20 protein-coding genes are annotated in these 20,154 nt (G+C 69.8%); 9 read left to right on the top strand and 11 right to left on the bottom strand.

Annotated elements, in window-relative coordinates; translation table 11 throughout:
- Positions 1-112 precede the first annotated feature (112 nt).
- On the bottom strand, positions 113-1,774 hold the full coding sequence (locus tag BKN51_RS36520; protein ID WP_255414876.1) for a thiamine pyrophosphate-binding protein: 1,662 nt from the start codon (positions 1,772-1,774) through the stop codon (positions 113-115).
- Positions 1,775-1,891: 117 nt separating this feature from the next.
- Here BKN51_RS36520 and BKN51_RS36515 point away from each other — a divergent pair, with 117 nt between their 5' ends.
- Both BKN51_RS36515 and BKN51_RS36510 read left to right on the top strand, forming a co-directional pair.
- Complete coding sequence (locus BKN51_RS36515) at positions 1,892-3,178, top strand: hydroxyacid-oxoacid transhydrogenase (protein WP_174720500.1); 1,287 nt, start codon at positions 1,892-1,894, stop codon at positions 3,176-3,178.
- On the top strand, positions 3,172-3,591 hold the full coding sequence (locus BKN51_RS36510; RefSeq protein WP_168214469.1) for an acyl-CoA thioesterase: 420 nt from the start codon (positions 3,172-3,174) through the stop codon (positions 3,589-3,591). Before BKN51_RS36515 ends, BKN51_RS36510 begins: the two co-directional genes overlap by 7 nt.
- On the opposite strand, the gene BKN51_RS36505 is transcribed toward BKN51_RS36510, so the two are convergent.
- The 4 genes from BKN51_RS36505 to lanKC all read right to left on the bottom strand — a co-directional run bounded on the left by BKN51_RS36505 (position 3,547) and on the right by lanKC (position 9,793).
- Entirely contained in the window at positions 3,547-5,283 is a 1,737-nt protein-coding gene (locus tag BKN51_RS36505; protein WP_101611921.1) for an ABC transporter ATP-binding protein, read from the bottom strand. The two genes, BKN51_RS36510 and BKN51_RS36505, sit on opposite strands and share 45 nt — an antisense overlap.
- A complete protein-coding gene (locus BKN51_RS36500; protein ID WP_101611920.1) occupies positions 5,280-6,947 on the bottom strand; it encodes an ABC transporter ATP-binding protein in 1,668 nt (555 codons plus the stop codon). Before BKN51_RS36500 ends, BKN51_RS36505 begins: the two co-directional genes overlap by 4 nt.
- Before the next feature lie 123 nt (positions 6,948-7,070).
- Positions 7,071-7,211, bottom strand: a complete 141-nt coding sequence (locus BKN51_RS36495; protein WP_101613675.1) for a SapB/AmfS family lanthipeptide — start codon at positions 7,209-7,211, stop codon at positions 7,071-7,073.
- 38 nt (positions 7,212-7,249) lie between these two features.
- Positions 7,250-9,793, bottom strand: a complete 2,544-nt coding sequence (lanKC, locus tag BKN51_RS36490; protein ID WP_101611919.1) for a class III lanthionine synthetase LanKC — start codon at positions 9,791-9,793, stop codon at positions 7,250-7,252.
- 426 nt (positions 9,794-10,219) lie between these two features.
- Between lanKC and BKN51_RS36485 the strand changes: the two genes are divergently transcribed.
- The gene (locus BKN51_RS36485; RefSeq protein ID WP_101611918.1) at positions 10,220-10,585 is read left to right on the top strand and encodes a hypothetical protein; all 366 of its coding nucleotides are present in this window, start codon (positions 10,220-10,222) and stop codon (positions 10,583-10,585) included.
- Between the two features lie 19 nt (positions 10,586-10,604).
- Entirely contained in the window at positions 10,605-11,012 is a 408-nt protein-coding gene (locus BKN51_RS36480) for a hypothetical protein (protein WP_442857692.1), read from the top strand.
- 117 nt (positions 11,013-11,129) lie between these two features.
- Here the strand turns inward: BKN51_RS36480 and BKN51_RS36475 are convergent, their stop codons facing one another.
- Positions 11,130-12,116 (bottom strand): MCE family protein, encoded by a 987-nt coding sequence (locus BKN51_RS36475; protein WP_101611917.1) that lies wholly within the window; start codon positions 12,114-12,116, stop codon positions 11,130-11,132.
- A gap of 108 nt (positions 12,117-12,224) precedes the next feature.
- On the bottom strand, positions 12,225-12,617 hold the full coding sequence (locus tag BKN51_RS36470) for a MerR family transcriptional regulator (protein ID WP_101611916.1): 393 nt from the start codon (positions 12,615-12,617) through the stop codon (positions 12,225-12,227).
- 55 nt (positions 12,618-12,672) lie between these two features.
- Here BKN51_RS36470 and BKN51_RS36465 point away from each other — a divergent pair, with 55 nt between their 5' ends.
- Positions 12,673-13,632 carry an SDR family NAD(P)-dependent oxidoreductase gene (locus BKN51_RS36465; protein WP_101611915.1) on the top strand — a complete coding sequence of 320 codons (960 nt, stop codon included), beginning with the start codon at positions 12,673-12,675 and terminating at the stop codon, positions 13,630-13,632.
- Here BKN51_RS36465 and BKN51_RS36460 read toward each other — a convergent pair.
- On the bottom strand, positions 13,607-14,707 hold the full coding sequence (locus BKN51_RS36460; RefSeq protein ID WP_101611914.1) for an alpha/beta hydrolase family protein: 1,101 nt from the start codon (positions 14,705-14,707) through the stop codon (positions 13,607-13,609). The two genes, BKN51_RS36465 and BKN51_RS36460, sit on opposite strands and share 26 nt — an antisense overlap.
- 138 nt (positions 14,708-14,845) lie before the next feature.
- On the opposite strand from BKN51_RS36460, the gene BKN51_RS36455 reads away from it, so the two are divergent.
- Positions 14,846-16,051: a sensor histidine kinase gene (locus BKN51_RS36455; RefSeq protein WP_101611913.1), complete on the top strand. Its 1,206-nt coding sequence runs from the start codon at positions 14,846-14,848 to the stop codon at positions 16,049-16,051.
- Positions 16,048-16,695, top strand: coding sequence for a response regulator (locus BKN51_RS36450; RefSeq protein WP_101611912.1), 648 nt, complete (start codon positions 16,048-16,050; stop codon positions 16,693-16,695). The genes BKN51_RS36455 and BKN51_RS36450 overlap by 4 nt, the downstream gene beginning before the upstream one ends.
- Here the strand turns inward: BKN51_RS36450 and BKN51_RS36445 are convergent.
- The gene (locus BKN51_RS36445) at positions 16,685-17,329 is read right to left on the bottom strand and encodes a GNAT family N-acetyltransferase (RefSeq protein WP_101611911.1); all 645 of its coding nucleotides are present in this window, start codon (positions 17,327-17,329) and stop codon (positions 16,685-16,687) included. The two genes, BKN51_RS36450 and BKN51_RS36445, sit on opposite strands and share 11 nt — an antisense overlap.
- A 171-nt stretch (positions 17,330-17,500) precedes the next feature.
- Positions 17,501-17,704, bottom strand: coding sequence for a cold-shock protein (locus BKN51_RS36440; protein WP_037319102.1), 204 nt, complete (start codon positions 17,702-17,704; stop codon positions 17,501-17,503).
- Between the two features lie 197 nt (positions 17,705-17,901).
- Between BKN51_RS36440 and BKN51_RS36435 the strand changes: the two genes are divergently transcribed.
- On the top strand, positions 17,902-18,795 hold the full coding sequence (locus BKN51_RS36435) for an alpha/beta hydrolase (protein ID WP_101611910.1): 894 nt from the start codon (positions 17,902-17,904) through the stop codon (positions 18,793-18,795).
- 34 nt (positions 18,796-18,829) lie between these two features.
- Positions 18,830-19,570, top strand: a complete 741-nt coding sequence (locus tag BKN51_RS36430; RefSeq protein WP_101611909.1) for a MerR family transcriptional regulator — start codon at positions 18,830-18,832, stop codon at positions 19,568-19,570.
- Here the strand turns inward: BKN51_RS36430 and BKN51_RS36425 are convergent.
- Positions 19,521-20,087, bottom strand: coding sequence for a dihydrofolate reductase family protein (locus tag BKN51_RS36425; RefSeq protein ID WP_101611908.1), 567 nt, complete (start codon positions 20,085-20,087; stop codon positions 19,521-19,523). The two genes, BKN51_RS36430 and BKN51_RS36425, sit on opposite strands and share 50 nt — an antisense overlap.
- Positions 20,088-20,154: the final 67 nt, after the last annotated feature.

Below are 20,154 nucleotides of genomic sequence, written 5' to 3'. Positions count from 1 at the left end.
GACCGAAACTCGGCCGAGTCGTCACCAGATTCCCACCCTTTGGAGCAGGTGAAGGCGGCACCACAAGGGTTTCTGTGTATCCCCTGAGAAAAAGTACCGCCCGGTAATCGCCCTACTGGCCGCCCTGCTGCGGCCTCGCGGCGCCCAGCAGGCTCGTCAGCCGGATGTCCGGGGTCACCACGTCCGGATCCGTCCTGATGTCGATCACACACGGCCGTTGCCGCACCAGCGCGCTCGCGATGATCGGTTCCAGTTCCTCGCGGTCGTCCACGGTGTACCCGGCGGCGCCGAGTCCTCGTGCCCACGACGCGAAGTCGGTGATGGGAACTGTAACCCCCGAGAGCCGTCCGTGCTTGCGCGCCTGGTGCACGGCGAGCGGGCCGTGCAGGCCGTTCTGGAACACCAGGACGGTCACCGGCACCCGGTAACGGACGGCCGTCTCGATCTCCTGCCCGGTCATCAGCGCGCCGCCGTCGCCCGCCATCGCGATCACCGTCCGGCGTGGCTCGGCGAGTTTCGCCGCGACCGCCGCGGGGACCGCGTAGCCCATGGCAGCGTTGCTCGGGCCGAGCTGGCTGCGCGGCGCGGTGAAGCACCAGTAGCGGTGCATGAACTGGGCGAAGTTGCCCGCGTCGCTGGTCACGATCGCGTCTTCGGGCGCGAGTTTGCGCACCGCGCGGATGACGTCGGCGGGATGGACGCGGGTGGCGCCGCTGGTGTCGGGCGGCGTCATGAAGGTGTGCACGGCGGCGTTCGCGGCCGACGCGCGGCGTGTCCGCGGCGAGGCGACGGTGCGCAGTTCCCGCAGGAACGGCTCGACCTCGGAGTCGACCCGGAAGGTCAGGCCGCCGCGCCGGGCGGGCTCGATCCCGGTGCCGACCAGTACCAGCGTCTGCGACGGCGTCGGGTAGCGGAAGGACTGAGTGGTGACCTCGTCGAGCTGCGTGCCGAGCGCGAGCACGAGGTCGGCACGCTCCAGCGCGTCGAGCTGCCGCGCGGGGATGCCGATGCCGAGGTGGCCGGCGTAGCGCGCGTGGTTCTCCGGGAAGGCGTCCTGGCGGCGGAACGCGTTGTACACCGGGAGCGCGAGTTCGTCGGCGACGGCGATCAGCTCTTCCCGCCCTGCTCGGGCCCGGCCACCGACGATGACCACCGGGTACCGGGCCTCGTCGACCAGCTGCGCGACCGCCTCGGCGGTCCGGCCGAGCGCGCCGGTGGCGGGCGGCTTCACGGCGGCGACCGGCTTGGCCGAGTCGAAGGGGACGCCCCAGAAGTCGGCGGGGACGGCGACGACGGTGGGCCCGGGCCGCCCTTCGCGGCAGCGGGTCAGCGCCTCGACCAGCAGGCCGGGGACCTCGTCCGGGGACTCCGCGCGGCCAAGCCACTTGACGAGGGGCTCGAACATCGCCGTCAGGTCCGCGGTGGGCAGTTCGCTGGTCGGGCCGGGGCTGGACGGCGGGTTCTCCAGCAGGACGACCATCGGGCTCTCGTCCTGGTACGCCGTGGAGACGCCGATCGCGAGGTTCGCCGCGCTCGGGCCGCGGCCGGCGAGCAGGACGGCCGGGTGCTCGGTGAGCTTGCCTTCGGCCTCGGCCATGAAGGCCGCGCCGGAATCGTGCCTCGCCGAAACGAAGGTGATCGACCGCTCGCGTTGCAGCGCGTCGAGCAGATCCAGGAAGGACTCACCGGCCACCGCGTACACGCGGTGGATCTGCGCCTCGGTCAGGATCCGCACGGCCGTCTGGGCGACGGACGCTCCCGGTTGGTATCTAATGAGTACGAGCTTAGGCGGGCGGTGATCGGTGCCGTCAAGCGATCTTTCGATTCCGGCAACCCCGGGGCGGCAGAATGTCCGATATCGGAGCGTGTTCGAGCAAGGGAGCACGAAAACGTGACCTCAGCCACCGCTGGACGTGAAACAGTTTTCACTTACGGCGCACCGGCCTTGAAATACGGTGCCGGGTCGAGCGATGAGATCGGCTACGACCTCACCCAGTACGGCGCCCGGCGGGTGCTCGTACTGACCGACGCGGGTGTCGCCGCGACGGGCTGGCCACAACGGATCGCCGAAGGCATCGAGACCTACGGCATCGAAGCGGTCGTCTTCGACGGCGTGCACGTCGAGCCGACCGACGTCAGCATGCGGAAGGCCGTCGACTTCGCCAGAGGACAGGGCCAGTGGGACGCCTTCGTCGCCGTCGGCGGCGGATCGGCCATCGACACCGCGAAGGCGGTGAACCTGTTGACCAGCAACGACGGTGACCTGCTGGACTACGTCAACGCGCCGGTCGGCGGCGGCCGTGCGCCGAGCGCGCCGCTGAAACCGCTGGTCGCGGTGCCGACCACCACCGGGACCGGTTCGGAGAGCACCACCGTCTGCGTGCTGGACGTGTTGTCACTGCGGGTGAAGAGCGGCATCAGCCATCTCCGGCTGCGGCCGAGTCTCGCCGTCGTCGACCCGAGGTTGACGGTTTCCCAGCCGCCGGAGGTCACCGCCGCGAGCGGGATGGACATCCTTTGCCACGCCGCGGAAAGCTACACGGCCAAGCCGTACACCGAGTTCGACCGCAAACGCCCGGAGGACCGGGTTCCTTACTGTGGCGCGAATCCACTGGCCGACATGTTCGCCGAGCAGTCGTTGCGGCTGCTGTCGTGGGCGCTGCCCGCGGCCGTGCGGGAGGGCTCGGACATGAAGGCGCGCGAGGCGATGGCACTCGCGGCGACCTTCGCCGGACTCGGGTTCGGCAACGCGGGCGTGCACATCCCGCACGCCAACGCGTATCCGATCGCCGGGCAGGTCCGGGAATTCCATCCCGGCGGCTATCCGGGTGACGAACCGATGGTGCCGCACGGGATGGCGGTGTCTTTGACCGCACCCGCGGCGTTCCGCTTCACCTTCGACGCCGCGCCGGACCGGCACCTGCGGGTGGCCCGGCTGCTCGCGCCGGACTACGAATGGCCGGGCGATCTGCAGGATCACCTGCCCGCCGTGCTGCGGCAGATCATGCAAGAGATCGGGATCCCCAACGGGATCGGCGACGTCGGCTACACCGAGTCCGATGTGGACTCCCTGGTTTCCGGCACGGTGAAACAACAACGACTGCTGGCGACGGCGCCGCGCGAGGCGTCCGAAGAGGACCTCGCCGGGATCCTGCGGGATTCGGTGACGCTGTGGTGAACGCCGAGTACCCGCACTGGCAGACGGTTCCGTTGCGGTGGAAGGACAACGACGTCTACGGGCACGTCAACAACGTCGTCCATTATTCGGTGATGGACACCGTGATCAACACGTGGCTGATCGAACGCGGCGGGCTCGACATCGAAACCGGCGGGGTCATCGGGCTGTGCGTGGAATCGCAGTGCAAGTACCACGCTTCGGTGTCGTTCCCGGGAGAACTCGAGGTCGGCCTGCGGGTGGGGCATCTCGGCCGGTCGAGTGTCCGCTACGAGGTCGGGATGTACTCGAAGGAGACGGTGATCGCGGAGGGCCACTTCGTGCACGTCTTCGTCGATCGCGAGTCCCGGCGCCCGGTCGCCGTCGACGGCCTACTCAGGAGCGCGCTGGAAGAACTGCGCACTGGGCTGGGGTAACCGCGGCGACCACGCGTGCATGAGCTGGGCGTAGCGCGTGGACCGGTCCATGAGTTCGAGATGGGTGCCGAGGGCGGTTTCCTTGCCGTCCATCACCAGGACCCGGTCCGCGCGCAGCGCCGACGTCAGCCGGTGCGCGATCACCACCAGCACCCCGCCCCGCTCGGCGAACGCCCGTTCCGCGCGGGCTTCGGCGGGCGGGTCGAGGTGCGACGTCGCCTCGTCGAGGACGACGATGCCCGCGTCGCTCGCGTACACCCGCGCGAGCGCGATCAGCTGCGCCTCACCGGCGGACAGCGTCCCGTGCCCGATCTCGCCGTCGAGCCCGCCCAGCCGCTTCACCAGCGGTTCCGCGCCGACGGCCGCCACCGCCGCCCGCAGTTCGCCGTCCATCGCGGCCTGCGCGAACAGGCCGACGTTGTCCCGCACGGATCCCGCGAAGACGTAGGCCTCCTGCGGGATCAGCGCGACCATCCGGTGCCGCAGCGCCGCCGGGATCTCCCGGACCGGGACCCCGCCGAGCAGCACCCGGCCCGCCTGCGGTTCGAGCATCCCGGTCAAAAGCCCGGCCAGTGTCGACTTGCCGATTCCGCTCGGTCCCACCACCGCGAGCCGCTCGCCGGGCCGCAGATGCAGGTCGAGACCCCGCACCACCGGCTCCGCCGCCGCGCCCCAGCTGAAGGTCAGGTCGCGCACGTAGATCGCGGTCCCGTCCGGTTCGGCCGTGCCGTCGGCCTCCGGCTCGGCCTCCGCGGTCTCCGCCAGCCGCCGCAGCGCGACGATCAGCCGCAGCACCACGGTGCTCGCGGTCGCGGCAAGGCCCTGCAGCGCCGGCTGCATCGTCGTCGCCAGGTAGACGAGCGCGCCGAGCGCGGCCCCGGCCGTGAGCGAGCCGTCCTTGACCATGCCCGGCGCCACCAGCAACGCCAGCAGCAGCGGCACGAACGCGCCGATCGCGATCACCACCGACCGGGCCGCCCCGGACCGCGCCACCCGCACGGCCGCCTTCGCCTGTGTGTCGACGGCGTCGTAGAGCTCAAGCGCGGCAAGGGGTTCCGCGCCGCAGGCGACGACGTCGCGCATACCGGACAGCGACGCGCCCGCGACCTCGGCGGTCCGCTCGTCGGCCAGCGCGAGCGCGCGCTGACGGCGGGCCAGTGACGGCAGCAGGCAGGCGAACACGAGGACCGCGACCACCACCGGGATCGCGACGATCAGCGCGAGCGAACCGGCGACGGTGAACAACCCGGCCAGCGCCGCCACCGTCGTCACGATCATCCCGCGCGCCTGCACCAGGAGCCCGGCCGTGGCGTCTCGGACCACTTCGACGTGCTGGGTGATGCGGGCGACGCCGCTGGCGTCCGGCTGGTTCCGCGGTGGCGCCGGATCGCGCAGGACCCCGCGGACGACGGCGGTCACCAGCGCGTCGCGCAGCGGCTCGACGACCTTGCCGAGCTGATGCCACACCAGCCGTGAACCGAGGGCGCCGATCACCGCGACCAGGCCGAAGATCGCGAGCCAACGCAGTCCGGTGCCTGGCCGATCCGCGGCAAACCCCTCGTCAACCGCGAGTTCGACCAGGCGACCGGACAAGAACGCGGGTGCGCTCTCCAGTACGGAGCAGGCCAGCAGGACCAGCCCGCCTCTCCACTGCCCGGCCAGCGCCGAACGGTAGAGACCCCAGACGCTCACTGCGCGCCCTCGGTGAAAACTGCCTGGTAAGCCGGGTCCCGCCACAGCTCGGCGTGCGTGCCGACCGCGCGGACCCGGCCGTCTTCCAGCCACACCACCGCGTCCGCCCGCGAGGCGGTGGCCGCGCGATGCGTCACCACCACCCGGGTCCGGCCGGGCAGGGTGCGTTCGATCGCTTCCTCGACGGCGGCCTCGGTGACCGTGTCGAGGCTGGCGGTGGCGTCGTCGAGGATGAGCACCCGCGGCGCGTGCGCGATCGCGCGCGCCAGCCCGATCCTCTGCGCCTCCCCGCCGGAAAGCGGCGTCTCCGAAAGCGGCGTCCGGTATCCGTTCGGCAGCCGGACGATCAGGTCGTCGACCTGCGCGGACTGACAGGCACCGCGCACGGCGGCCTCACCGGCCCACGAGCCGTACCCCACGGCGTCGCCGATGGTCGCGCCGAGCAGCGCGGGACGTTCGAAGGCGAACCCGACGACCGCGCGGAGCTCGTAGGGCCGCAGCTTCTCCAGCGGACGGCCGTCGAGCACCGCCATCCCCTCGTCCGGGGTCACCAGCCCGCCGAGGACGTTGACCAGTACGGACTTCCCGGCGCCGGAGCGCCCGACGACCGCGGTGAACCGGCCACCCCGCACGAGCAGGTCGACGTCCCGCAGCGCGCCCTCGACGGTGACGCCGCGCAGTTCGAGCGTGCCCCGTCCGGGGACGACGCCCAGGGCACCCGGTTCGGGGACCGGCGATTCGCGTACCGCGTTGATCCGCTCCGCGCACGACCGCGCACGGGAAAGTGTGGTGAGCAAAGGAATCTGGGTGATCAGGCCCATGCCGAGCGCGACGTAGCCGAGCGCCGCGAGGACCTGTCCGACGGACAGCCTGCCTTCCATCACGCCGAAACCGGCGGCGGCCAGCACCGCGAGTTCCGCCGCGGGCAGCAGCAGGCCCGAGCGCCACACCATCCTGGCCTGTGTCCGCCACATCCCCCGGCCGGCGAGACTCAGTTTCGGCAGTGGCCGCAGCACGCGTTCGGCCTCGCGGTCGGCGGTGCCCGACGCGGCGATCGTGCGGAGCCCGGCGACGGCGTCGATCATCCTCGCCGCCAGTTCGCCGGAGACCTCTTGATAGGTCAGGACGTCGTCGGCGGTGTTCTTCAGATGCGTGCGCGCCAGCATCAGCCCGAACGGGATGCTGGCGAGGAAGACGAGCGCGAGCCGCCAGTCCATCAGCGCGAGCAGGACGACGGCTCCGCCGGAGATCAGGGTGGTCGACCCGAGCTGGACGACGACCGAGGCGACCATTCCGGCACCGGTGCAGTCACTGGTGAGCCTGCTGATCGCGTCGCCGTCGGCGAAGGCCGAGCGGGTGCCGAGCGCGAGATAGCGATCGGTGAGTTCGCGGCGCAGCCACGCGGTCGCGTAGGCCGTCATCCGCGCGGTCAGGATCCCGCCGATCAGGCCGACCGCGATCTCGGTGACACCGAGGACGATCAGCCAGGAGACCTCGGGAAGGCTGGGGCGTCCGGCCACCACGGCGTCGACCGCCGCGGCCAGTGCGCCGGGCAGGAGCAGTCCCGCCGCGGTCCCGGCGAGCGCACAGAAGATCAGCGCGATCAGGCGAGGACGATCGAGCGCGGTCACCGTGACCAGCAGCCGATCGGCGGACCCCGCCATTCCACTCCTCAATCCGTGATCCCATCGAGACGAACCGGAAGGCAAAATGAAAAGCGCGGGAGCGGCGCACTTGGCCTGTGCCGCTCCCGCACCTTCAGTGATCAGCTAGCGATGTGCCGGAGATCAGTGGCAGGTCAGCAGGCTGATGGTGCTGTTGTTGCAGGAAGCGAGCAGGCTCAGGTTGCTGCCCCCGCCGCCGCCGCCGTGGCCACCTTCGAGAACCTCGGGGGCTTCCAGGGCCTGCAGGTCGAGAACCAGTTCCATGGTGTTCCCTTTCATCGGTTACTTATTTCCGCCGGCCGTCAGTGGCCGGTGGTCCTGGGGGACAGGAAAGGCAGCACGGCCTTCCCGTCGAGGGTCGCGGCGAGGGCGAGGAGCACGCCCGCGCCGCCGGTGACGACGTCCATCGACAGCCGGAGCAGCTGGTTGCCGGGGAACGCCAGGCCGCCCTTGTACGGCATCGCGTACCAGGCCAGCCGGGAAAGATGCAGGTCGATGGTGTCGAGGACGCGCTGTTCCGGTTCGGAACCCATCGAGAGCGCGGTCATCAGCCCGCATCGGCCGAAGAAGAGACCGGGGTGGATGACGAACTCGCCACGGCAAGCTTCGCGAAGGCCGGACAGGCTCTTCAACGAGTTCGCGTCCGGGCGGTACTTCGCCAGCTCCTCGGCGACCATGAGGATCCCCGCGCCGCCGACACCCACGTAGGGCAACGTCCTGGACTCGCCGTCGCGGACCTGCAAGGAGCCGTCGTCGGACTCGGCGCACTCCTCGATGTCCCTCTCCAGCGCCTGGTCGGCGAAGGACAGCCAGCCCTCTTCGCGGGTGCGCTCGAACAGCCGGACGAAGAGCAGCGCCGGCCCGGACCAGCCGTTGAGCAGGCCTGCCCTGGCGAATTTGCCGGGCGGGGCGGCGGTCTCGAGCGCCTCGGCGAGGCGGACCGCGGTGGCGAGCGCCTGCCTGCCGAACTCGTTGTCCTTGCGGGCCACCGCGAAGTGCAGCTGAGTGAGCCCGATGCCGGACAGGCCGCCTTCGAGGCTGTGGTCGGTGGTCTGCTCGACCAGCGTCGCCGACGCTGCCAGCAGCTTGGTCGCCTCGTCGCGGTACCCGAGCTCTTCGAGGACGTACGCGATTCCGTACGAGCCGTCGTAGAACCCCGGGCGATCCGGCGGATCGCGGCGGATCGAGTCCAGCAGCCAGCGTTCGTGATCGGGATACCGCTCACCGCCGACGGCGTTCAGGGCGTGGAGGACACCGGCCGCGCCGTACCCGAAGCAGGCTCCGCCGACGCGGAACTGCTCGATGTCGCCGGGGAAGAGCCGGTCGGTGCGCTCGGGGCTCGCGGAGGCGAGGATCCCTTCGGTGATCTGCTTGCGGACGAGCGCCCAGTCGGGTTTTTCCTGGTCGAGCTCGGTCGACGCGCTGAGCGGAGGAAGGTCGCGCGGCGCGAGCTCGGCGACGATCGAGTCGGCGTAGCCCTCCGGAACGTCGAAACGCCGCTGGACGAAGTCCGCGAGCCCCCGCAGCTTCGCCGGGGCGAGTTCGAGGAGCGTGGTGAGCGGCAGGAAGATCCACAGCTTCAGCACGGCGATCGCGTAGTCGTCGATCTCGAACCCGTTCCGGTCCCGCGGGGCGCGGAACCCGGGTGCGCCGAGCGCCGGCCGTTTGCCGCTGTCGGCGTCCGTGGCCATCTCGAAGTCGATCAGCCCGATCTTGTCGTCGTCGCCGTCGACCAGGATGTTCATCGAGTGCAGATCGCCGAAGACGATCCTCCGGTCGTGCACCTCGTCGACCATCCGCGCCACGCGGTCGACCAGCGCCAAGGCTCGTTCGGTGTAGGCGACGATGTCGTCCTCGGTGCAGTCCCGCCGGGTGAGCGGGTAGTTGCGGGCGAGCCAGCTGCCGAGGGAGACACCCGGCATGTACTCCATGGCGAGGAAGTGGTGCTCCCAAACGGTGAACCGGTCGTAGGTCGCGGGGATGCCCTGGATGCCCTTCAGCCGCTCCAGCACCTCGTGCTCCCAGCGGAGACGGTCGACGGCGTCGATCTCGTCGCGGTCGAGGCCGGCGAACGGCCTGGCCTCCTTGAGGACCACCTCTTCGCCGTCGTCCTTCCGGTCGGCGAGGTACACCCCACCGCCGTTGGAGAAGTGCAGTGAACTCTTCACCTGATAGGGGAATCGATCCGCGCCGCCGCCCTTGCGAGCTGCGAGATGAGGCGCGAGGAACTCCGGAATCGTCACCCAGTCAGGTACGGAGAAGGACGGCTCGCGCTTGTCCGGGACCAGCGTTCCGTCCGGTTTGCGCACCGCCAGGACACGTTTTCCGTCGAGTTCGACCCATTGCTCGGCGAATCCGCCGTAGCGGACGTAGAGCGGCCCGGCACCGTACCGGAGATCACTGAGAATGTACGCACCGGGCTCACCGTCGAGCTTCGCGGACAACTCGACGAGAACGCGCTCGAGCTCGTTGTTGTCAGCTGGATAAAGAGTCAGTAACTTGCCGCTTCCGTCGCGCGGGGCATATTTGGAATTTCGGGCGAGCAGAGTGCTCCGCGAGCGCAGGTGCTTGTACGACAGATTGTGCTCAAGACAATGCTCGTGCACCTTCACGAGCACCCGCTCAGCGTTGCCCAGACCTGCGGACACGTGGATTTTCCAGCCCTGCAAGGGAAGGTTTCGAGCAAGAGGGTGCATCATGCGCCACACTCCGCGCACCCCGGTCCGCCAGCCCGACTCGGGAGCGGGCAACAGGGAGGCGAAATCGTCGGCGGCGTCCCCGGTTTCCCGCTGCTCATCGAAGAACAGGGGATCGGCGAAGCAATACGCTTCGTACCGGACGTCCATCGAGCGCCCCCTCCTTCGCACCAATCGGATGGGCCATGTGCACCATCGCGATGGGGAATATTCCACCCGCCGGACCGCAAACGGCCAATCCGCCATACCGGGGGTTCGGATGGGCTGTTCAGGGACGTGAATTCGAAACCTACCGAATGGTAGGGGTACCCAGCGTGAGATCAACAGGGATTTCAACCACCCGGTCGGTGTGTAACAGGAACGTACGTGCGACGTAATCCCTGGTCCCGGCACCGATCACAATAATGCGCGGCCGAATTGGCCGAACGCCAATCAAACGCGCTTCGTGATCTATTCACCCAAGGTCTGGACCACTGGTCGCTACCGTGGCCTCCGCCACGCACCCCACCGGTCGCCCGTCGGGCGCGACCCGTCCGGAGGTACGTTGTCGCCGGTGGAGCGGGTAAGGAGGCGGGCGTGATCACAGGCTTCGCGGTGACCGTCGCGATTTGCGCGACGTTGGTCGCGGTGTGGAGTTTCGTGCAGTCCGCGCGCAGGAAACTGCCGGACAACCCGCTGCTCGCCGGCCTCGCCGTCGTCGAACTCCTCCTGGTGGCCCAGCTCGTCATCGGCGTCGTGCTGCTGATCGACGGCGGCCGCCCCGGCAGCATGGCCACCTATCTCGCCTACCTGATCGGCTCCCTGGTCGTACTCCCGCTCGGGACGTTCTGGGCGCTGGCCGAGCGCACGCGGTCGAGCACCGCGATCCTCGGGATCGCCTGCCTCGCCATCCCGGTGATGGTGCTCCGGCTGCACGAGGTGTGGGCGGGCGCGAGTGCCTGAAGAAACCGAGGAGAACACGGTGGACACCGCTACCGACACCCGTACGGACAAAGCCTCCGGCCCGGGACGCATCCTGGTGGCCGTCTACGCGATCTTCGCACTGGCGGCGACGTCACGCGCCGCCGTGCAGATCAGCACCAAGTTCGGCGAGGCCCCGCTGGCCTACGCCCTCTCCGCCTTCGCGGCCGTCGTCTACCTCCTGGCCACCGTCGCCCTGGCCCGCCGCGGCGCGGGATGGTGGCGGATCGCGCTGGTCGCCTGCGGGATCGAACTGCTCGGCGTGCTGACCGTCGGGACGTTCAGTCTTTTCGACCGCGAGGCCTTCCCGCACGCGACCGTGTGGTCGGTGTACGGACAGGGCTATCTGTTCATCCCGCTGGTGCTGCCGGTGGTCGGACTGTTCTGGCTGCGACGGACGAAGCCCTAGCGACCGCTTCGCGATCGATGCCCCCAATGCCACATTGGAGACACTCAGCGTCCCCAATGCCACATTGGGAACATCGGCCGCTGAGAGACCCGCCGTCCTTACCGCTCACGAGGTGGGTCACTTCTCGAAGCAGCCCTTCTCGTTGATCGGACCGAACGACGGCAGGACGAGCCCGCACAGGTAGCCGTCGATCCAGTGCCCGTTGCCCGCGACGTTGGTGAGCACGCGGATCGCCGGAGCGAACGCCGCGATGCCCTTGGCCAGCGAGTCCTGGTTGCGCTGGAGCATCGACGTCAGCCGGTCGAGTTGCTCGAGAACCGGCCCTAGTTGCCCGTCGTTGTCGGCGATGATGCCGTCGAGCGCGGTCGCGAGCCGTTTCGATCCGTCGAGCAGGTCCTTGATCGCCTGCTGCCGGGTGGAAATCGCGCGCAGCAGCGTGTTGCCGTCCTGGATCAGCCGCTGGGCCTCGGTGTCGCGGTCGACGAGGGTCTGCGAGACCTGCCGCGTGTTCGCCACCAGCGTCCGGAGCTGCCGATCGCGGGAGGCGATGGTGCCGGACAGCTTCGAAATCCCGTCGAGTGCGGCGCGGACGTCGGCGGGCGTGTCGGCGAAAGTGGCCGAGATGGCGTCGAAACTCTTGGCGAGCTGGTCGACGTCGATGGCGTCGACGGTTTTCGACAGATCCCGAAACGCTTCAAGGACGTCGTACGGCGCGGTGGTTCGCCGCAGCGGAATCGGGTCGCCGGGATCGAGGACTGCTTCACCGCGCGGATCGAGCGCCAAGTACTTCTGCCCCAGGACGTTCTTGATCTGAATGGACGCGCTCGTGGCGTCGCCGAGCCACGCGTCCTTCACCCGGAACGAGACGTGCACACGATCGCCTTCGAGGTCGATCTCGGACACTTTGCCGACCTTGACCCCGGCGACCCGGACGTCGTTGTCCTCGTGCAGCCCGCCCGCGTCGGAGAATTCGGCCGAATAAGTGGTGCCGCCACCGATCACCGGCAGGGCGTCGGCGTTGAGCGCCGCCGCCATTCCGAGCGTCATCGTGGTGAGTCCCGCGAGCGCCATCTTGACCGGATCCACCGCGCCGAAGGACCTCATCGTCTCACCTCGCAGGTCACAAGCGGGAGAGCCTAGGGGCCGCCCCGCCCGATGGCCAGGCGAAACGTTGCACCGATCGGGTGGCGTCGCCTGTCCATTGTGGACATATCAGTGCCAGAGATCTCCAGCGGTCCCCCGCGCGACATGCTCCTCGTAAACCTCGACCTTCCTGCTGATCAGCTCCAGGCAGTCGGCCAGTTCGGCGATCCGGGCGCGGACGGTGTTCTGATGCTCCCGCAGCAGGTCCAGCCGCTTCTCCTCGTTACCCGGCCCCTGCCGGACGAGCTCGGCGAACTCGCGGATCGTGGCGAGCGGCATCCCGGACGCCCGGAACTTCGTGCAGTTCAGGATCCATTCGACGTCGTGCTCGGTGTACACGCGGTGGCCGTTCGCGTCCCGTTTCACCGGCCCCGCGAGCAGCCCTTCCTTCTCGTAGAAGCGAAGCGCGTGCACGCTGAGGCCCGTCCGGTCGGTGACCTTGCCGATCGCGAGTTCCGTCACGTGCCCGACGATAGCGTTTGACCTAGAGAGCCCTCTAGCTCCTAGCGTTCGCCGCATGACCACCTCACAGCACAAGATCGGCTCCGGCTTCGGCGCCCGCAGCACCGCCGAAGAGGTCCTGCGCGGAATCGACCTCTCCGGCGAGCTCGCCATCGTCACCGGCGGATATTCGGGACTGGGCTTGGAAACCACGCGCGCCCTGGCGAACGCCGGAGCGCACGTGGTCGTCCCCGCCCGCCGTCCGGCCGACGCGGAGGCGGCCCTCGCCGGGATCTCCGGTACCGAGGTCGGCGAGCTCGACCTAGCCGACCTGACGAGTGTCGAGACCTTCGCCCGCCGGTTCCTCGGCACCGGTCGTTCCGTCGACATCCTGATCGCGAACGCCGGGATCATGGCCGCGCCGGAACGGCGGGTCGGTCCCGGCTGGGAGGCGCATTTCGCGATCAACCACCTCGGCCACTTCGCCCTGGTGAACCGGCTTTGGCCGGCGCTGACAGCGGACGGCGGTGCCCGGGTCGTCATGGTGTCCTCCGCCGGTCACCACTCTTCCCCGATGCGCTGGGACGACGTCCAGTTCGAGGGCGGCTACGACCGCTGGCTCGCCTACGGCCAGGCAAAGACCGCGAACGTGCTGTTCGCGGTGCAGCTGGACGCGATCGGCGCCGAACACGGGATCCGCGCGTTCAGTCTGCATCCGGGCGCGATCCTCACTCCCCTGCAGCGTCATCTGCGGCAGGAGGAGATGGTCGAGTTCGGCTGGATCGACGAGAACGGGGACCAGGCCGACCCGGATTTCAAGTCGCCGGAGCAGGGCGCCGCCACCCAGGTCTGGGCGGCGACGTCACCACGGTTGGCCGACATGGGCGGGCTCTACTGCGAGGACTGCGACGTCGCCGAGATCGTCGCCGAAGAGGGCGAGTGGGTGGGAGTGCGCCCCTTCGCGATCGACACCGGTGAGGCCGCGCGGCTCTGGCAGGTTTCCGCCGGCCTCACCGGGGTCGGTTCCAGAACTTGATCTCGGGGTTGCCCGCCACCGGTCCGTCCAGCAACGGCTGACGTCCGCCGCGCAGGTTCTTGTCGAAGAAGGCGGAGACGTAAGCCCTGGTCAACGCCAATCCGCGGGCGCCACCGAGGGTGCCGGGCGGGGCAAGGCCCAGCTGCTCGCCGAGCGGGCCGACGTCGGTGAAGGACGCGTGCCCGGCTGTCGCGACACTGATCCAGCGTTTCCAGCCGGTGAGGTTCGGCCAGCTGCCCGCCCAGGTCGTGTCCGGACCGGCCGGGGTGTACTCGCTTTCGCGGCCGAGCAGCAGGAACGGCCGGTCGATCCCGGACGCGGGGACCGGTGACCACAGCCTGCCGTCCATGTCGACGCCGGCGCGGATCCGCCGGTCGGCGACCATCGCCGTGGGCGTGCTGTAGCCGCCGATGGAGTGCCCGGCCATGCCGATCCGCGCTCGGTCGATCAGCCGGGACCACGGCGACGTAGGCCTGGTCAGCGTGTCGAGGACGAACGAGACGTCCGCGGCTCGGATCGGCGGGATCAGCGTGGACTCGGATCCGCAAGCGGCGCATTCGGTGACGCGGCCGTCCGGGAAGGCCGTGCCGTGGGATTCGTAGTTGTGGCCGATCAGCGCGACCACGAAACCCTTGCTCGCCAGCTCTTCCGCCAGCCCGGTGAGCGTCGTGCGCGGTTTGCCGAATCCCGGCGACAGGACGACCAGCGCGCGCTTTCCCGGCAGGGGCGGGGCGTCGACCCGCGCGCTGGCCCGGATCCCGGAGAGCCGCGCGGGATCGACGTCGGGGACGCCGGATTCGGTCAGGAACGCCTTGGCCTCGGCCAAAGTGAGGTAAGGCCGTTTCGGGCCGAGCGGCAGCAGGGCCGGGTAGAACATCGACACCATCAGTTCGCGCGGTCCTGTCGGCACCCACGGGTCCTGGCGCGCTGAGTCGACCAGGTGCAGGTCGGTGGAGCCGACCGGCTGCGGACCGGTCGGCGGCGGCAACGTCAAGGGCGCCGCGGCCGCCGAAGCCGGGCTCGCCATGGGCACCACGGCGGCGAGGGCGACCAGTGCGACGAGAAGCCTTCTCATGAGGATTCCGTTTCTGTCGAGGATCTTCCGCCATCAGCCTGCGACCCGGCTCCGTATTCGCGCGTCTGTCGCAGGTCGCATGCCGGGGTCTGCCGCGAGGTGGATCCGCGACGCCCGATCTGGGATTAGGCTCGGCTGGTGCCGGCCATCCTCAGGAGTCACCCGAAGTCCGTGGACCTCGGGCTGACCGTACTCATCGGACTGTCCACTGTGGTCACCACCGATGACCCGGAAGGCTTCGAGTGGTGGCTTGCCTCCTTGGTGTCCTTGGCTTCTTTGCTGATCCGGCACCGCAGTCCCGCGATCACGTTCGCGGCCGGGGCGGTGGTCTCCCTCCTGCATCTGGCCATGGGCAACGATCTCCGCCCGGTCGACTTCGTGGCGTTGATCGGTCTCTTCTCCGTCGCGGCGTGGGGGTCGCGTCGGCTTTCCCTCGCCCTGTTGGCGGCGGGCCTGCTCGTCGCCGGAGCGTGGTCGTTCCATGCCGCCGAAACGAACTCGCGGACGTCGGATCCGGAACCGCCGCGGATCATCGTCATCGATCGGCTGGCACCACCCACCGACCTCGACGGCGACCATCGCCAGGTCCAGGACTGGGGTGGGTTCGCAGGCATCGGCCTCTCGCTCGCGGTGGCTTGGCTGGCCGGGTTGAACACGCGGCAGCGCCGGATCCGGCTCTCGGTCCTGGAGCAGCGGGCCGCCGATCTCGAGCGCGAGCGCGACACCCAGGCCGCGCTGGCCGTCGCCGCCGAACGCGGGCGGATCAGCCGCGAACTGCACGACGTCGTCGCGCACGCGCTTTCGGTGGTGGTGCTGCAGGCCCAAGGCGCCCAGGCGGAGCTGGAGCGGCGGCCCGAGCGAGCGCGGGAGGCGCTGGACGCCATCGTCGGCACCGGGCGGACCGCCTTGAGCGAGATCCGGCGGCTGCTCGGCGCGCTCGGCCAGGACGCACCGGACTGGGAACCCCAGCCTGGCGCGGAACGCCTGCCGCGGCTGGCCGCCGACATCCGCGCCGCGGGTACGCCGGTCGAGTTCGTGGTCGAAGGGGAACCCCGGCCACTTCCGTCCACTGTGGACCTGGCGGCCTACCGGATCGTGCAGGAGGCGCTGACGAACGTGCTGAAACACGCCGGTCCGGACGCGTCGGTGACTATCGTGATGCGCTACGGGCCCGGCGCGCTGGACATCGAGGTGACCGATGACGGCGTCGCGGCGGAACCTCCGTCCGGCACCGGGCACGGCCTCGAAGGAATGCGGGAACGAGTGAACGTACTGGGCGGCACCTTCGACGCGGGACCGCGTCCGGACCACGGCTTCGCCGTCCGCGCGAGCCTGCCGTCATGACGATCCGGGTGGTCATCGCCGACGACCAGACGCTCGTGCGCACCGGCCTGCGGATGATCCTGGACAACGCCGGCGACATCGACGTCGTCGGAGAGGCGGGCGACGGCGCGGAGGCCGTCAGGATGGTGGCGGACCTCGATCCCGACGTCGTGCTCATGGACATCCGGATGCCCGAGATGGACGGCGTCGAGGCCACCACCGCGATCGCCGCGGCCCACCGCGCCCGCGTCCTGGTGCTGACCACCTTCGACCTGGACGAGTACGTCTACGCCGCGCTCCAGGCGGGGGCCAGCGGTTTCCTGCTCAAGGACGCGCTCGCACCGGATCTGATCTCCGGCGTCCGCGTCGTCGCCGCCGGGGAAGCCACGCTCGCGCCCACCGTCACCCGGCGGCTGCTCGACCGCGTGGTCACCGGCCTGCCCGCGCCGTCGCCGGACGCCAGGCTCGCTCTGCTCACCGGCCGCGAACACGAGGTGCTGGAGCAGCTGGCCCGCGGTCTGTCCAACGCCGAGATCGCCGGGCTGCTGTACCTCTCGCAGGGGACGGTGAAGACCCACGTCGGCCGCATCCTCACGAAACTCGGCCTCCGCGACCGCGTCCAGGCGGTCGTCTTCGCCTACGAGTCCGGGATGATCAGCCGCTGACCGTGGCGGGCGCGCGCCAGTGCTTGCCGCGGCGGGGCCTCCGGTGCTGACCGCGCCGTCCGAGGTCGTCCGGGCCGTCGGAGGGGCGCGCGGCGAATTCCTCGGCCGTGATCCCCATCCGGACCAGGTACTTGATCTCGCCGCGCACCACTTCGGTGTCGCGCAGCCTGCCTTCCTCGCGGAAGCCCAGACCGCCGTGCAGCGAAAGGGACGCCAGGTTGCCGCCGTACACGCTGACCTCGCATTTACGGAAGCCACGTTGCTCGAACATATGCGCCAGGAGAACGGTGATGGCGTCCGTGGCGTAGCCGCAGCGCTGGTGGCGAGGGGCGATCCCGATGCCGTAGCCGAACAGGCCGGTCACCGGGTCCGCGCCGATGGTGCAGACCGAGCCGACCAGCATCCGCCCGCGCACCGTCTCGATGCCGAAGTGAATGTCGTCACCCGCCGAACCCGAACGGTGCGAGGCCCAATGGCGGTGCCCGCCACCGATCAGCGGCGTCGCCTCACGGGCCATGTCGCGGTCGAAGCCCATCAGGACCCGGCGGTCGCGGAGGCCGACCTCGCGCAGCCGCACCTTCCGACCGACCTGTTCCGGCTCCGTGGCGGAGCGGCTCACCGTGTCCGGCCGCACGCGTGCTCACGAACGATCACAAGCATCCCTTGACGATATCGGTAGCCGGAACACGAGCTCCAGAGCCCGTCGTCCAGCCCGCGGATGAGCCTGGACACACTCCCGTCGACCACCTGAAACGCCCGAAGGCCCCCACCCGGAGAGGGTGGGGGCCTTCGGTGTGAAAAAACGTCAGATGGCGACGACGCGCTGGGCCTGGGGGCCCTTCTGACCTTGGCCGATCTCGAATTCGACGCGCTGCCCTTCGTCCAGGGACTTGAAGCCGTTGCCCTGGATCTCCGAGTAGTGCACGAAAACGTCCGGTCCACCGTCGTCCTGAGCGATGAAGCCGAAGCCCTTTTCGCCGTTGAACCACTTAACGCTGCCCTGAGCCATACTTTTTACCTGCTCTTCATAGCGAGTCTGAGCCCATTCGATGCCCCGATCTCACCGGTAATTATCGCAGGTCTTCCCGAGCCGCACACGTCGTGTCCCGGAAAAGTTTGGTGGCGGGTCATCTTTCCGCAGGTCAGGCCGAAGATCTCGACCGCAGCCTTGACCTTGACCCAGCGTCAGGGCCGGAGGCTTCCCACATGACGAACGACAGCACTTCCCCGGCCCGGTTCGCGCCGCCGATCGGGGGCTTCGAGGAGCTCGACGGCCGCCGCCTCTTCTTGCACCGATCGGGTGACGGCGGACCGGCCGTCGTGTTCCTTCCGGGCGCCAGTGCGGTCGGCCTGGACTACCTCGGGGTCCAGCAGGAGGTCGCGCGGTTCACCACCGCCGTGGTCTACGACCGCGGCGGCACGGGCTACAGCGATCCCCTCCCGCTGCCGCGCACCGCCGTCGAGGTGGCCACGGAGCTCCGCGAGCTGCTGTTCGCCCTGGACATCCCCGGCCCGTACGTCCTGGCGGCGCACTCCCTCGGCGGCCTCTACGCGCACGGGTTCGCGCAGCTTCACCCGCGGGAGGTGGCGGGCCTGGTCTGGCTGGACGCCCTCCACCCCGCCTGGGACGACTTCATGCCTCCCTCGGCGAGCCTGGCCGAGGCCGAGCGGACGGCACCCGATCTCGACCGGCTGGGCGAGCTGCGTCCGGTCCTCCGCGAGACGTACGCCGAGCTGCGCACCGGCTATCCGGACCACGTGCGAGAAGCCCTGGTCGAGGCCAAGGTGAGCGACGGCTGGCTTCGCGCCGGCGTCGCCGAACGCACCGGCCTGGTCGAACTCGCCGCCGAGCTCCGAGCCGGGCCTGACCTGCCCGATGTCCCTGTGATCGCACTCACAGTCGTGGGCAACGACCCCGCTCAGCCGGAACAGCTGTCCCGGGAGCTGCACGACGGCAAGACGAAAATGGACGCGGCCCTGGTGAGCAGGGTCTCCTACGGCGAGCAGCGCGTCCTCACCGACACCCTGCACCACCGGCTCTGCTTCGACCGTCCCGATGCCGTGACCCAGGCGATCCGCGATGTCATCGACCGCTCCTAGACTCGGCGGCGGTTTCCGGCGACAGGGAGAACGGGTGCTCACGATCGGCCAGCTCGCGGCGACCGCCGGGGTGACCGTGCGTGCCGTCCGTCACTATCACCACGTCGGCCTGCTGCCCGAGCCCGGACGCGACGCCTCCGGCTACCGCCGGTACAGCGCGGAGGCGGCGGTGGACCTCATCCGGATCAGGACCCTCGCCGACGCCGGGGTGCCGCTGGCCCGGATCGACGCGCTGCTGCACGCCCGGCCCGCCGAGTTCGCCGCCGCCATCGCCGACATCGACGCCGAGCTGCGGCGCAAGATCGACCAGCTCACCGAGAACCGCCTCCGGATCGCCGAACTGGCCGTCGGCGAACGGCTCGTCCTGCCTCCCGGCGTGGTCGCCCTCCTGGACCGGATGCGCGATCTGGGGGTCAGCGAACAGCGGGTCCTGCTCGAACGCGACGCGTGGATCCTGATGCGCGCGCTGGACCCGCACGTCGTGCCGGAGCGGCTACGGGAGAAGAACGCCGCCTTCGACGACCCCGAGACGCTGCGCGTCCATCTCGCCTGCGACCAGGCGATCGGCTGGGATCCGCGCGATCCGCGCCTCGACCGGCTCATCGACGACCTGGACGCCTGGGAGGTCGGTCACGAGGGCGACGGCGGGCGGCCGGGCTACCTCGAACTGGTCGTTTCCCGGATCTCCGAGGCGTCACCGGCGTGGCAGCGCGTCGTCGGCGAGCTCACTCACCGGGCCCGGCTGCGCGCCGAACGCGAAAGCGCAGGTGAGTAGCGGCCCCCGCGACGGGTTCACCCTGCGGGATCAGCTCGCCGAGATGTCCGCCGAACAGGCCGGTCCCCTGCCCCAGCACCACGGGGGCGAGGTGGAGGTGGACTTCGTCGAGCAGCCCCGCGGCGAGCACCTGCCCGGCGACGTCCGTACCCATCACCAGGACGTCCTTGTCGCCCGCGGCGGCCTTGGCACGCCGGACCGCGGCCTCCAGCCCGCCGAAGGCGAACGTGCCGCCGTTGTCGCCGAGGAGGTCTTCCCGGGTCCGATGCGTGACCACGAAGCTCGGGACGCCGGGCCACGGTGTCCCGCCCCACGGACGCAGCCCGAGGTCGAACGTACGGCGGCCGATGACGGTGGCCCCGACCCTCGCGTTCACCTCTTCGAAGACGCGGGCGTCGGTCCCCATCCACTCGTGCAACCGCTCGCCGCCGTCGCCCATGGGCTCGTCGTCGCGGACGTTCGGCCCGGCGGTGAAGCCGTCCAAGGACATCGACACGTCCAGCACCACCTTGCTCATCGCAAGGCCTCCTTCGCTTCGGTGGCGCCGCCGTCCGGCGCTCTCACCGAAGGGTCGGAGCCACTCC

Source organism: Amycolatopsis sp. BJA-103 (genome assembly GCF_002849735.1).
Lineage (GTDB): Bacteria > Actinomycetota > Actinomycetes > Mycobacteriales > Pseudonocardiaceae > Amycolatopsis.
The sequence above is the reverse complement of the archived record's forward strand: the minus strand, read 5'-3'. Positions and strand labels throughout refer to the sequence as shown.